This is a genomic window from uncultured Caulobacter sp., assembly GCF_947036865.1.
Classification (GTDB): domain Bacteria; phylum Pseudomonadota; class Alphaproteobacteria; order Caulobacterales; family Caulobacteraceae; genus Caulobacter.
On record NZ_CAMQSF010000071.1, the window covers coordinates 1 to 11,695 of the forward strand.

At 67.2% G+C, this 11,695-nt stretch carries 11 protein-coding genes; 3 read left to right on the forward strand and 8 right to left on the reverse strand.

Annotated features, from left to right (window positions below):
- Positions 1 to 111 precede the first annotated feature (111 nt).
- Positions 112 to 1,593: a CHAD domain-containing protein gene (locus tag Q0V34_RS19865; RefSeq protein ID WP_297515843.1), complete on the reverse strand. Its 1,482-nt coding sequence runs from the start codon at positions 1,591 to 1,593 to the stop codon at positions 112 to 114.
- A gap of 109 nt (positions 1,594 to 1,702) precedes the next feature.
- Between Q0V34_RS19865 and bioB the strand changes: the two genes are divergently transcribed.
- The gene (bioB, locus tag Q0V34_RS19870; protein ID WP_297515846.1) at positions 1,703 to 2,749 is read left to right on the forward strand and encodes a biotin synthase BioB; all 1,047 of its coding nucleotides are present in this window, start codon (positions 1,703 to 1,705) and stop codon (positions 2,747 to 2,749) included.
- A 12-nt stretch (positions 2,750 to 2,761) separates the two neighbouring features.
- Here the strand turns inward: bioB and Q0V34_RS19875 are convergent, their stop codons facing one another.
- From Q0V34_RS19875 to Q0V34_RS19905, 7 genes are all read right to left on the reverse strand, one after another.
- A complete protein-coding gene (locus Q0V34_RS19875; protein ID WP_297515848.1) occupies positions 2,762 to 3,907 on the reverse strand; it encodes an alpha/beta hydrolase in 1,146 nt (381 codons plus the stop codon).
- An 85-nt stretch (positions 3,908 to 3,992) separates the two neighbouring features.
- Positions 3,993 to 5,048, reverse strand: a complete 1,056-nt coding sequence (locus tag Q0V34_RS19880; protein WP_297515851.1) for a sensor histidine kinase — start codon at positions 5,046 to 5,048, stop codon at positions 3,993 to 3,995.
- A gap of 192 nt (positions 5,049 to 5,240) precedes the next feature.
- Positions 5,241 to 5,519 carry an HPr family phosphocarrier protein gene (locus tag Q0V34_RS19885; RefSeq protein ID WP_297515868.1) on the reverse strand — a complete coding sequence of 93 codons (279 nt, stop codon included), beginning with the start codon at positions 5,517 to 5,519 and terminating at the stop codon, positions 5,241 to 5,243.
- Complete coding sequence (locus Q0V34_RS19890) at positions 5,516 to 5,923, reverse strand: PTS sugar transporter subunit IIA (RefSeq protein WP_297515853.1); 408 nt, start codon at positions 5,921 to 5,923, stop codon at positions 5,516 to 5,518. Before Q0V34_RS19890 ends, Q0V34_RS19885 begins: the two co-directional genes overlap by 4 nt.
- 73 nt (positions 5,924 to 5,996) lie before the next feature.
- Positions 5,997 to 6,446 carry an HPr kinase/phosphorylase gene (locus tag Q0V34_RS19895; protein ID WP_297515856.1) on the reverse strand — a complete coding sequence of 150 codons (450 nt, stop codon included), beginning with the start codon at positions 6,444 to 6,446 and terminating at the stop codon, positions 5,997 to 5,999.
- Positions 6,443 to 8,047, reverse strand: a complete 1,605-nt coding sequence (locus Q0V34_RS19900; RefSeq protein WP_297515871.1) for an ATP-binding protein — start codon at positions 8,045 to 8,047, stop codon at positions 6,443 to 6,445. The genes Q0V34_RS19895 and Q0V34_RS19900 overlap by 4 nt, the downstream gene beginning before the upstream one ends.
- Positions 8,028 to 8,735, reverse strand: a complete 708-nt coding sequence (locus Q0V34_RS19905; RefSeq protein ID WP_297515859.1) for a response regulator transcription factor — start codon at positions 8,733 to 8,735, stop codon at positions 8,028 to 8,030. The genes Q0V34_RS19900 and Q0V34_RS19905 overlap by 20 nt, the downstream gene beginning before the upstream one ends.
- A 466-nt stretch (positions 8,736 to 9,201) precedes the next feature.
- Between Q0V34_RS19905 and Q0V34_RS19910 the strand changes: the two genes are divergently transcribed.
- Together Q0V34_RS19910 and Q0V34_RS19915 are read left to right on the forward strand one after the other, a co-directional pair.
- Complete coding sequence (locus tag Q0V34_RS19910; protein ID WP_297515862.1) at positions 9,202 to 10,791, forward strand: phosphoenolpyruvate carboxykinase; 1,590 nt, start codon at positions 9,202 to 9,204, stop codon at positions 10,789 to 10,791.
- Between the two features lie 105 nt (positions 10,792 to 10,896).
- Complete coding sequence (locus Q0V34_RS19915) at positions 10,897 to 11,568, forward strand: dienelactone hydrolase family protein (RefSeq protein ID WP_297515865.1); 672 nt, start codon at positions 10,897 to 10,899, stop codon at positions 11,566 to 11,568.
- Positions 11,569 to 11,695: the final 127 nt, after the last annotated feature.

An 11,695-nucleotide genomic window follows, 5' to 3' on the forward strand; every position in this document is an offset into this window, starting at 1 on the left:
GCTCGTCAGGCTCATAACCTGAAGGTCACAGGTTCAAATCCTGTCCCCGCACCCAAGGGTCTTTTGAAATCGGCCGCCTTCGGGCGGCTTTTTTCGTTTCTGGTCCTGGCTTCACCAGAATGTCTTGGCGTCCAGCAGCCGTTCGAGGGCGTCTTCGGCGGCGCGCAGCCGCTCTTCCTCATCGTCGTTCAGCACGATCCGAGCCGCATCGCGCGCCAGGGCGGTGTCGTCGGCCGCCAGGGCCTGGATCAGGGCGCCCTGCACCGCCCGGTCGTTCAACGCGCCCAGCGTATCCTGCGCGGCCTTGGCCGCGGCGACGAAGCGCGCGACCCGCTTGGGGTGATCTGGAAACAGCGCCGCGAAGTCCTCGACGGCGTAGCGCAGGATCTTGCCCTTCAGGCGCAGCCTGTGCCGGCCGTGGGCGTCGAGGTCGTCGAAGCGCTTGGCCCCCTTGCGCATCTGGGCGAGGCGGTGATCCAGAACCTCGCGGGCATAGGCTCTCGCGCGCCGTTCCCGCGGCGGCGCGAGCGACGGATCCGTCGTCCAGGCGCCAGCCTCCAGCCAGGCGGCGGCGTCGAGGAGAAGATCGCGGGCGCGCGGGTCCTGCAACGCGGCGCTCACGCGGATATAGGCCCGGGCGTGCGCGGCCTGCAGCGCGGTCTCGAACGCGGGACGGCCGGCGAAGGCGGCGCCGGACGCGGCCGGCGCCCAGACCTCCCCGAGGAAGACGTCGAGATCGCGAGCATTGTCGAACTCGCCCGCCAGCCAGTCGAGCGCGTCGTCCAACCGCCGGGCGTCCTCGTCCCGGGCCAGGGGCTTGAAGATCTTCAACAGCGCGCGCAGCCGCCGGGTGGCGACGCGGGCCTGGTGGACGCTGTCGGGTTCGGGATGATCGCGAACCGCCTCCAGACCTTCGCACAGCCGCGCCAGCGCCGCCCGGCCCAGCGCCTGCAGGGTCTCGGCCACGGTGGCGTGGGGATCCAGCGGCTCGGCCCGGGGGCGGAACGACAGGTCTCGTCCGCCCGCGGCGAGATCGTAGCCCCGCTCGGCCTTGCTGATCAGCGACAGCCGCAGCGGCGCGCGCCGCGCGATGTCGCGGGCCAGATCGAACAGGGCGGCCGGCGCGCCGCTCTTCAGTTCGAGCTCTAGTTCGCAGATCGGCGCGCGACGATCGCCGGCGCTGAGCGCGCCGCGATCCAGCGCCGCCTCGATCACCGCGTCCCCCGCGCGCACGGTGCGGATCGTCCGCTCGACCTCGGCGCTGAACACCGGCGTCAGGGGCCGCCCCTCCAGGATCGCCGCCACCGGCGTACGCCAGAGCGCCTTGCGGTCGGGGGCCGGGCCGTCGACGGCCTCCTCCCACTCGCCGCGCGCGAAGACGCCGCCGGCCGAGCCTGACTTCAGGGTCTGCTTGCGCCCGCCGTCGCCGTCGCGCACCCGCAGACCAAAGCCCGCCTTGCGCAAGGCATGGTCCGGCGTGTCGAAATAGGTGGCGTCCAGCCGCCGGGTCTCGCCCTCTCCCGGCAGCCCGGCCAAGGCCCGCTCTGCCGCCTCCGGAGGGATCAGGAATTTCAGTTCGATCTCGCGATCCATGACCTGACCAACTCCCGCGCGGGCCGTCGGCTCCCTCCAGCCTCGTGGAAGTGATGCGCTCTCGTCCACGGCTTGCCAAGACTTCGGCGCCGGTCCAAACGTGCGCGCCATGACCGACACCGCCGCTTCGCCGCCCGCCTTTTCCACGCCGCGCCACGATTGGACCCTGGCCGAGGTCGAGGCTCTGTTCGACCGGCCCTTCATGGACCTCGTGTTCCAGGCCGCCGCCGTCCACCGCGCCCATTTCGACCCGTCCGAGGTCCAGCTGTCGCAGCTGCTGTCGGTCAAGACCGGCGGGTGCGCCGAGAACTGCGGCTATTGCAGCCAGTCGGCCCACTTCAAGACCGGGCTGAAGGCCGAGAAGCTGATGGCGACCGACGAGGTCGTGGCCAGGGCCCGCGCCGCTCGCGACGGCGGCGCCCAGCGCTTCTGCATGGGCGCGGCCTGGCGCGAACTGAAGGATCGCGACCTGCCCAAGCTGGCCGAGATGATCGGCGAGGTGAAGGCGCTGGGTCTGGAGACCTGCGCGACCCTGGGCATGCTGACCGCCGACCAGGCCAAGGCCCTGAAGGCCGCCGGACTCGACTACTACAACCACAATCTCGATACGGGGCCTGACTACTACGCCGCCGTCGTCACGACCCGCACCTATCAGGAGCGGCTCGACACCCTGGCCCATGTTCGCGACGCCGGCATGAGCACCTGCTGCGGCGGCATCGTCGGCATGGGCGAGACGCGCCGCGACCGCGCCGGCCTGCTGCATCAGCTGGCCACCCTGCCGGCCCACCCCGACAGCCTTCCGATCAACGGCCTGGTGCCGGTCAGCGGCACGCCGCTCGGCGACAAGGTGTTGAGCGCCAAGGAGGAGAATGGGGGCAAGCCGATCGACTCGATCGAGTTCGTCCGCACGATCGCCGTGGCCCGCCTCGTGTGTCCCCGGTCCATGGTCCGCCTGTCGGCCGGGCGCGAGGGCATGAGCCGTGAGCTGCAGGCGCTCTGTTTCCTGGCCGGCGCCAATTCGATCTTCGTGGGCGGCAAGCTGCTCACGACCCCGCTGCCGGGCATGGACGAGGACTCCAAGCTGTTCCAGGACCTGGATCTGCGGCCTATGGGCGCGGTCCGGGCCGAAACCGCGGCGGTCATCGCGGCGGAGTAGGGCGCGCGGCGCTCAGCGCGCCAACGTGATCGCGCCGTCCGCGACCTCGTCGGCGAAGGCCCGGACCAGCGTGGCGTAGAGTGGCGCCTGCTCCAGGACGCCCAGGTGATTGGCCTCGCCGACGACCTCCAGCCGCGCCCGGCCCGCGGCGCGCGCCAGGACGTCGCTCGCCTCCGGCTTGGTGACGATGTCGCGGCCGCCGGCGATCACGAGCACCGGCGCGCCGGCGCGCGGCAACGCGCCGTCGGCCGTCCAGCGGAACATGGCGAGGTTGCCCCGAGCCTGGACGGAGGGCGAGTTGCGGGTCGTCAGACGCGTGACGTGCTCGAGCTGCGCGCGGGTGACCTCGCCGGAAAAGCCGATCCGATTGGCCAGATGGGCGGACCCGCTCAGATAGCTCTGCCAGACCGACAGCCACACGAGCGGCTTCAGCCAGATCGCCAGGCGCATGGCGGGTTCGAGCACGGGCCAGCGCAACGCCGAGGCGACCGGGGCGAGGATCATGGTGCGCAGCGGGTTGGTGTAGGTGGTGTTCATCAGGACGACGCCCCGGACCCGCCCCGCGACGTGTTCGGCATGATCTCTCAGCAAGGTCTGGATGGTCATGCCGCCGATGCTGTGGCCCACCAGGATGGCGGGGCCCGGCTGGCGCTCGAGCACCGCCAGAAGATCCAGCGCGAACCTTTCCAGCGCCACGCCGTCCGGCGCCGCCTGCGATCGGCCAAGGCCCGGAAGGTCCCAGCTGACCAGGCGGAAGCGATCCGAAAGGCTGTCCCGCAGCCGGCGCCAGACGGTGCTGTCGAACCCCCAGCCATGAGTCATGATGATCGTCGGAGCTCCGGCGGGACCTTCTGTCTCGACATGGATCCAGGAGCCCGTCGGGCTCTGAAAGCGCTCGCCGGGGGTGGCGTCCGCCCTGACCGGCTCCCCATCGTCCCGCGCGATCAGCGGCGTCACCAGCCACCGGCCGCCGAACGACCAGGCCAGCAGGGCCAGGCCCGTCCAGAGCCGCCAAGGCTCCCGCGCGAGGTGAAGCCGCCCCGCCGGATCGGCGATCCAGGCGCCGTCCCACCATGACCAGAGCAGATAGGCGGCGCTGGCCAGGATGACGAGCGAGACGAGGCCGAACAGAATTCGCGCGAGGGTAAGAAGGGGCATCGGGCCTCCAAGGGACGGGCCCCCTCCAATCGGTCGACGAACCGATCGTTCCCCCAAGGCTCGTAAGACACGCCTTCGAAAGCGCCTAGGGCTTCAGGCTGGCCTCCAGCACGCAGACCAGGCCGTCGGGCGCGAAATTCATCTCGACCACGCCTCCCGCCTCGGCGGCCAGGGCGCTTTCCAGCAGGCGAGACCCGAAGCCCCGTCGCGTCGGCGCCGCGACGGGCGGGCCGCCGTGCTCGCGCCAGGTCCAGCGGAGACGCGGGTCCGGCTTGGCCTCGACGGTCCACGCGACGCGCACGCCTCCCGTCGCGTTCGACAGAGCGCCGTATTTGAGCGCGTTGGTGAGCAGCTCGTGAACCGCCATGGCCATGGTCACCGCCGTCTGGGGCTTGAGCCCGACGGCGGGGCCGTCGACGAGGATCCTGTCCTCGACGCCGCACGCGCGCGCGCCGCCGACGACGATCATGGCCAGATCGGCCCGCTCCCATCGCGCCGAGGTCAGGACGTCGTGCGCGCCGGCGAGCGCCTCCAGCCGGCCTTCGAAGGCTTGACGCGCGTCGGCCGGGATGTCCGGGCGTCGAAAGCTCTGCGCCGACAGGGATTGCACGATGGCCAGGGTGTTCTTGACCCGATGATTCAGCTCGTCGACCAGCAGTCTCAGGCGGCGCTGGTCGTCCGAGATCTGCTGCTGGGCGCGCCGCAGCTCGGTGGAGTCGTAATAGTAGCAGACCACACCGAACCGTCCGTCGGGGGTGCGCGTGCGCTGAAGCTCCCACTCGTAGCCCTCGACATCCTCGATGTCGTTGCGAGGGCGATAGAAGTCCCTGGAGTAGAAGGGCTCGCCGGTGTCCAGCGTCCGCCGGAAATGGCCGATGATCTCCTGGGCGACATCCTCGGGCCAGAGGACGCGCATCGCCTCCTCGAACGGCCGACCGATCACCGGCCGCACATTGGCGAAGGCGCCCTGTTGCGAACGCAGATTCATCGACGCGATCTTGAAGTCTGCGTCGACGAGATAGATGCCGAACGGGCACCGCTCGATCAGTTCGTGGAACAGCTCTTCCTGGCGTTGCGCCCGGGCCGTCGCCGCGGCCAGCTTCCGGGTGATGTCTTCGCCGCGACCGTCCTCGCTTGGCATGGCGACTCGCTTATGGGCCAGGGGATGACGAAAGGCGCGTGGGCGGGCCAGGGGCGCGCTCTGCCCCCGATCCGTGGTCCACGGAATGCTCGCCATAGAGTGGCATGCGCCACGGCGGCGTCCAAGCGCGATCTCGCCGGTCCTCCTTGCGCTGAACATCGCGGGGCGGCCGGACGCGGCGGCTCGCGAGCCCTACCGCTCCTCGTCGAACCGGTTGGCGACCAGTTCGCACAGGGCCTCAAGCGCCGCGTCGGCCTCCGGGCCCTCGGCCGAGATGTCGATGGTCGAGCCGATGCCGGCGGCCAGCATCATCAGGCCCATGATCGAGCGGGCGTCCACCGAGGACCCGTCGCGGCTGACCGTCACCTCCGCGTCGAAGCCGGACGCCATCTTCACGAACTTGGCCGAGGCCCGGGCGTGCAGTCCGCGCTCGTTGACGATCTCGACCGTTCTTGAAGCCATGCCTGTTATTTTTCTCCGGCGAGCACGTAGGAGGCCACGGAGATGTACTTGCGTCCAGCCTCCTGGGCGTGGGCGACGCAGGTCTGCAGGGTCTCGCGCTGGCGCACGCTGGCCAGCTTGATCAGCATCGGCAGGTTGAGGCCGGCGATGACCTCGGCCTTGGTCTGCTCCATCACCGAGATGGCCAGGTTGCTGGGGGTGCCGCCGAACATGTCGGTCAGCAGGATCACGCCTTCCCCATCCGCGTCGACGACCGAGCAGGCCTTCAGGATGTCGGCGCGGCGACGCTCCATATCGTCCTCGGGGCCGATGCAGATCGCCTTCACGGCGGCCTGCGGGCCGACCACATGCTCCATGGCGGAGACGAATTCCTCCGCCAGACGCCCGTGCGTCACGATCACGAGCCCGATCATGCCTTGTATCTCAACAGGGATCCCCATTCCGCGCCGGCTGGAGAGCGCCGGGCGGGCCGCCTTGATACGCGCGTTAGAGAGCGACTCCAAGAGACTGCATCATGCGCCGGATTTTCGCGGGCGCGGCGGGTTCTCGCGGCCACAGGTCGAAAACGGGAACGGAAAGGCCCATGATCCGCGCCACGCGGGGCTCCGGCAGGCGCTCGACCGCTTCGGGACCGGCGACGCAGCGGACCGCCAGGACGATCTCGCACAGCGGCAGGGCGGCGGCGGCGACCACGCCCAGGCCGCGCACCTCGATCAGGTCGGCCAGGCTTTGGGGCGCCTTGCCATAGAGCCGGTCGCCGGCGACGAAGGTCGCCACGCGGTCGTCGGCGACCAGGCGAAAGCCCGCGTCGAGCGCGCGCAGCGCCAGATCGCTCTTGCCGACGCCCGAGGGCCCCTCGATCAGCGCCCCGCGCCACAGGCCGCCCAGGCGCAGGGCGATCAGGCCCGCGTGGCGGACCTCAACGGCGCCGGTCATTCGCGGGTTTCCGGCAGGTCGACGACGAAGCGGGCGCCGATCACCGCCCCGGTCGCGTCGCGGCGGTTCTCCGCGTGGATCGCGCCGCCGTGCGCCTCGACGATCTGGCGGGCGATCGACAGGCCCAGGCCCGAATTGCCGCCAAACGCCCGGCCCTTGGGGCGCGAGGTGTAGAAGCGCTCGAAGATGGTCTCGAGATTGTCGGACGGCACGCCCGGGCCGTCGTCGTCGACGATCACGGTCGCCTTGCCCCTCGCCCGGGTCAGGACGACGCGGACCTCGCCATCCTCGGGGCTGAACGAGCGGGCGTTGTCGATCAGGTTGCGGAACACCTGGCCCATCGGCGTCTCGCGGGCCAGGACCAGGACCGGACGCGCGGCGTCGACCGTCACGCCGACCCGCACGCTGCCGGGGGCGGGGCCGGGGCGCAGCTGGGCGTCGTAGAGGCTGGCCACCTCGCTCAGCAACTTGGCGAGGTCCAGGGCCTTTGGCTGCTCGCGCGACAGCTCGGCGTCGAGGCGCGAGGCGTTGGAGATGTCGGTGACCAGCCGGTCGAGCCGGTTGACGTCGTTCTTCAGGATGCCCAGCAGGCGGGTCCGCGCGGCCGGCTCGGTGACCAGGTCCAAGGTCTCGATGGCCGAGCGGATCGAGGTCAGCGGGTTCTTGATCTCGTGGGCCACGTCGGCGGCGAAGCGCTCGATCGCGTCCATGCGCTCGGACAGCGAATGGGTCATGTCGGTGAGCGAGCGCGACAGGTCGCCCAGCTCGTCGGCGCGCCGCGACAGGTCGGGCAGGGCGATGGCGCGCGCGCCCTGCAGCCGCACGTGGTCGGCGGCGCGGGCCAGGCGCTGGACGGGCACGGCGATCAGCCGGTGCAGCAGGACGCTGGAGATCAGGATCGCGGTCATGGCCACGACGATGAACGGCAACAGCGCCTTGCGCTCGGCCGAGATGATCTCGTCGACGTCGCCGGCCTCGAGGGTCAGGACGCCCAGCACGGCGCGGACGTGCTGGATCGGGATCGACACCGACACCACCCGATCGCCGTCCTCGGAGATGCGGGTGCCGGCGACGGTGCGCCCCCGCATGGCCTGGGCGATCTCGCCGGACAGGGCGTTGCGGGCGCGCTCGGCCCTCTGCGCCGCGCGGGGCGACCGGCCGGCGGAAGGGTCCTTCTCGCCGGGCTTGCGGGCGGGCGGCAGCACCTTCCAGTCGACCCGGTCGGCGACGACGAACGAGTCGGCCAGCACCTTGCCATGGGCGTCGAACAGCCGCGCCCGCTGCGAGCGCGGGATGAACAGAAGCTGCAGGATGGCGCTGGCGGTATAGGGGTCCAGCGCGGGCTCGGGCTCGCCCACCGTGGCCGACTGGTCGATGATCTTGGCGATCAACTGGCCCTGGGTGGTCAGGCTGTCGATCTTGGCGTTGACGAGGCCGCTGCGCAGCTCGTTCAGCACCAAGGCCCCGACGATGACGATCGTCAGGGCCAGCACGTTCAAGATGATGATCAGCCGCCCCAGCCGCGAGCCGCGCGGCCAGGCCAGACGTCGCCGGGGCTCGGCCGAGCCGCGCGCCGCCGGCTCAGGCTTCGCGGTAGCGATAGCCAACGCCGTACAGGGTCTCGATGGAGTCGAACTCCGGATCGACCTGGCGGAACTTCTTGCGCATGCGCTTGATGTGGCTGTCGATCGTGCGGTCGTCGACATAGACCTGATCGTCGTAGGCCGCGTCCATCAGGTTGTCGCGGCTCTTCACGAACCCCGGACGCTGGGCCAGGGCCTGGAGCAGCAGGAACTCGGTGACGGTCAGCGTCACAGCCTTATTATCCCAGTGGCACGTGTGGCGCTCCGGGTCGAGTTTCAGCTTGCCGCGCTCCAACACGCGCTTGGCCTCATCCTCTGTCGTGGTGCCGTCCTTTGGGGCGACACGGCGCAACACGGCCTTGACGCGTTCGACGATCAAGCGCTGCGAAAAAGGCTTGGCGATGTAATCGTCGGCGCCCATCTTGAGACCGAACAATTCATCGATTTCCTCGTCCTTCGAGGTCAGGAAGATCACCGGCATGGCGGACTGCTGGCGCACGCGCCGCAGAAGTTCCATGCCATCCATGCGGGGCATCTTGATGTCGAAGATGCCGAGATCGGCCGGCTCCTCGGTCAAGGCTTCGAGCGCGGAAACCCCGTCTCCGTAAGTGCGAACCTTGTACCCCTCGGCTTCCAACGCCATCCGCAACGAGGTCAGAATATTACGCTCGTCGTCGACGAGTGCGATGGTGCTCTTTTCCTTCATCTTTTCCTCTTCTGCCCCTCAGCCGCGGCGGGATGCACACCGCGCTCTTTTTGCGCATATGGCGGCATGGTGTAGCAATTGTGGCGCTCCGACCAGATGGGCTCCGGAGGCTGAATACCACCTGAATAGGCGACCCCGCCCCTGACGGCAAGCAAAGTGGGCGATTTGGATGCTCACAAGTACACATTTCCGCTTGTTTGGCACGAATATTGAACCCATGCTCCGTACGAAGACGACTCTGCGGAATGCCTCGACGATACATAGTGTTATCGGATTTTGCGTGTTCTTACCGCTCTCTAGGACCATTGAACAGCTTGAGTTTGGGATAGCGGTCGTCCACTGCGGGGCAGGCCCTCCTGAAGCGGCCAGAATTGTGCGGCACAAAGGGGCGAGCCGTGCGTTTCTCGCCTTGTGCTGCTGAGATCGCGTGCGCGCACGTCAGCGCTTTTGCCAAAGGCAACCATCAATGACCGAGCTGTTTCCGACCCAGCCTTCGCAGAAAGTTCACCGCAATCTTCTTGAGCCAGAGCTGATGGAGTTCATCATCAGGCGCGGCGAAGGCAAGCTGGCGCAGAGCGGGGCGGTGGCCGTCGAGACCGGTCAACACACGGGACGTTCCGCGGAAGACAAGTACATCGTCAGAGACGCCGATACCGACGCCTCCATCTGGTGGGACAATGCCAAAGAAATGTCGGAAGAACAGTTCGATCGTCTGTTCGCCGATTTCATCAGCTATGCGCGGCACAAAGAGATCTTCGTGCAGGATCTTTACGCCGGCGCGGATGCGGATCATCGCCTCAATACTCGCATCATCACTGAACATGCTTGGCAATCGCTTTTCATCCGGCACCTCCTGCGCCGGCCTGATGGGAGCGAGCTTTCATCCTTCGTGCCGGACTTCACCGTGGTCGATTTGCCGAGCTTCCGTGCGGCTCCGCTCTATCACGGCACCCGCAGCGAGACCGTAATCGCCTGCAATTTTTCGAAACGCATCGTTCTTATCGGCGGCACAAGCTATGCCGGCGAAATAAAAAAGAGCGTTTTCTCATATCTCAATTACGTGCTTCCGGCGAAGAACGTCATGCCGATGCACTGCTCGGCCAACGTCGGCAAGGATGGCGCATCAGCGGTTTTCTTCGGTCTTTCAGGAACTGGGAAGACGACGCTTTCGGCCGATCCAGCGCGCGAACTTTTGGGTGATGACGAGCACGGCTGGTCGGAAAAGGGCATCTTCAATTTCGAGGGCGGCTGCTACGCGAAAACGATCCGGCTTTCGAAGTCGGCCGAGCCGCAGATTTGGGATGCTTCGAACCGCTTCGCCACGGTACTCGAGAACGTCGTGATCGATCCGAAGTCGCGTGTCCCGAATTTCGATGACAACCGGCTGGCTGAGAATTCACGCTCGGCTTACCCACTGGACGCAATCGCCAACGCCAGCCCTACTGGAACGGCGGGTCACCCGCGTAACATCGTGATGCTGACGGCCGATGCCTTTGGCGTGCTGCCGCCGATCGCGAAGCTGACGCCCAGTCAGGCGATGTACCACTTCCTCTCAGGATTTACCGCGAAGGTCGCCGGCACAGAGAAGGGTATGGGTTCGGACCCGAAACCAACGTTCTCTACCTGCTTCGGCGCGCCGTTCATGCCACGGCACCCAAGCGTTTACGGCAACCTTCTGCGCAAGCTCATTGCGGGGCACGGGGTCGACTGCTGGCTCGTCAATACCGGCTGGACTGGCGGGAAGTACGGCGAGGGTACGCGTATGCCGATCAAGGTTACGCGTGGCCTGCTCAATGCGGCGCTCTCGGGGACGCTCAAGGCACTGCCGATGCGCATCGACCCCGTTTTCGGTTTCGCGGTGCCCGTAGCTATGGACGGTATTGATCAGACGATTCTCAATCCGCGGGAAACATGGAGCGATCCGAAAGCCTACGACGCCATGGCAGCGAAGCTTGCGCAGATGTTCCACGATAACTTCGCCAAGTTTGCCGCTTACGTCGATGCGGACGTGTTGAAGGCGAGCCCAGCCGTCGATCGCGGCATCGCGGCTGAGTGAATCTCATCCATCGTCCGGGGCGAGCGCGGTGCGTCGCCTAGGGTGTTGATCATCTTCCCGTGCCTGCCTAGAAAAGCCCCGCCGGCTTAATCTGGAGCGTCAGCTATGGGCACCCGCATTCGTTTCACTCGTCCCGACGGGAAAGAAGCCGAGGGTTATCTTTCACTAGCGGGTAAAGCGAACGCGCCCGGTGTCGTCGTCGTTCAGGAGTGGTGGGGTCTGCAAGACCAGATCAAGGGGCTCTGCGATCGCTTCGCCCTTCTAGGTTATGACGCTCTTGCGCCGGATCTCTACGCCGGAACCGTCATTCCCTACCACGATAGCGATGCCGCGCTGCGCGAGATGCAGTCACTCAACTTCCTCGACGCCTGCGATCAGGTCGTGCGCGGGGCAGCGCTGTTTCTGCTGAAGTCCAGTCCGAAGGTGGCCGTTGCGGGCTTCTGCATGGGTGGCGCGGTTGCCTGTCTTGCTGCCTGCCGCGTGCCGGAGTTTTCAGCCGCAGTCCCGTTTTACGGTCTGCCGCCCGATGCGGTGGCGAAGCCCGCAGACGTAAAAATTCCGCTGCAAGGGCATTTCGCCAACAGCGATGATTTCGTCACTCCGGAAAACGTCGATGCGTTCGAAGCTGGCCTCAAAGCAGCAGCAAAATCGTTCGAGTTCTATCGTTATGACGCGAGCCACGCGTTCATGAACGAACAGCGCACCGTGCATGATCGGCACTGCGCGGAGCTTGCCTGGGAGCGCACAAGCGCATTCCTGAAGAAACATCTCTGGTAATTGACGTGCCGCGCTCTGACGCGCCTATGATCTGAAATCGGCGAGCGTTAGCAGCGGCTCAAATTTAAGGCCAGCGGCAGCAAAGGTTTCGGATGCGCCGTCCAGTCGGTCAACGATCGTAATAACG

Excerpts from the sequence above, each read along its gene's own strand:
- Q0V34_RS19880 (WP_297515851.1), bottom strand. The coding sequence starts at position 5,048 with ATGCCAAGCGAGGACGGTCGCGGCGAAGACATCACCCGGAAGCTGGCC.
- Q0V34_RS19915 (WP_297515865.1), top strand. The coding sequence starts at position 10,897 with ATGGGCACCCGCATTCGTTTCACTCGTCCCGACGGGAAAGAAGCCGAG.
- bioB (WP_297515846.1), top strand. The coding sequence starts at position 1,703 with ATGACCGACACCGCCGCTTCGCCGCCCGCCTTTTCCACGCCGCGCCAC.
- Q0V34_RS19890 (WP_297515853.1), bottom strand. The coding sequence starts at position 5,923 with ATGATCGGGCTCGTGATCGTGACGCACGGGCGTCTGGCGGAGGAATTC.
- Q0V34_RS19875 (WP_297515848.1), bottom strand. The coding sequence starts at position 3,907 with ATGCCCCTTCTTACCCTCGCGCGAATTCTGTTCGGCCTCGTCTCGCTC.
- Q0V34_RS19895 (WP_297515856.1), bottom strand. The coding sequence starts at position 6,446 with ATGACCGGCGCCGTTGAGGTCCGCCACGCGGGCCTGATCGCCCTGCGC.
- Q0V34_RS19905 (WP_297515859.1), bottom strand. The coding sequence starts at position 8,735 with ATGAAGGAAAAGAGCACCATCGCACTCGTCGACGACGAGCGTAATATT.
- Q0V34_RS19910 (WP_297515862.1), top strand. The coding sequence starts at position 9,202 with ATGACCGAGCTGTTTCCGACCCAGCCTTCGCAGAAAGTTCACCGCAAT.
- Q0V34_RS19865 (WP_297515843.1), bottom strand. The coding sequence starts at position 1,593 with ATGGATCGCGAGATCGAACTGAAATTCCTGATCCCTCCGGAGGCGGCA.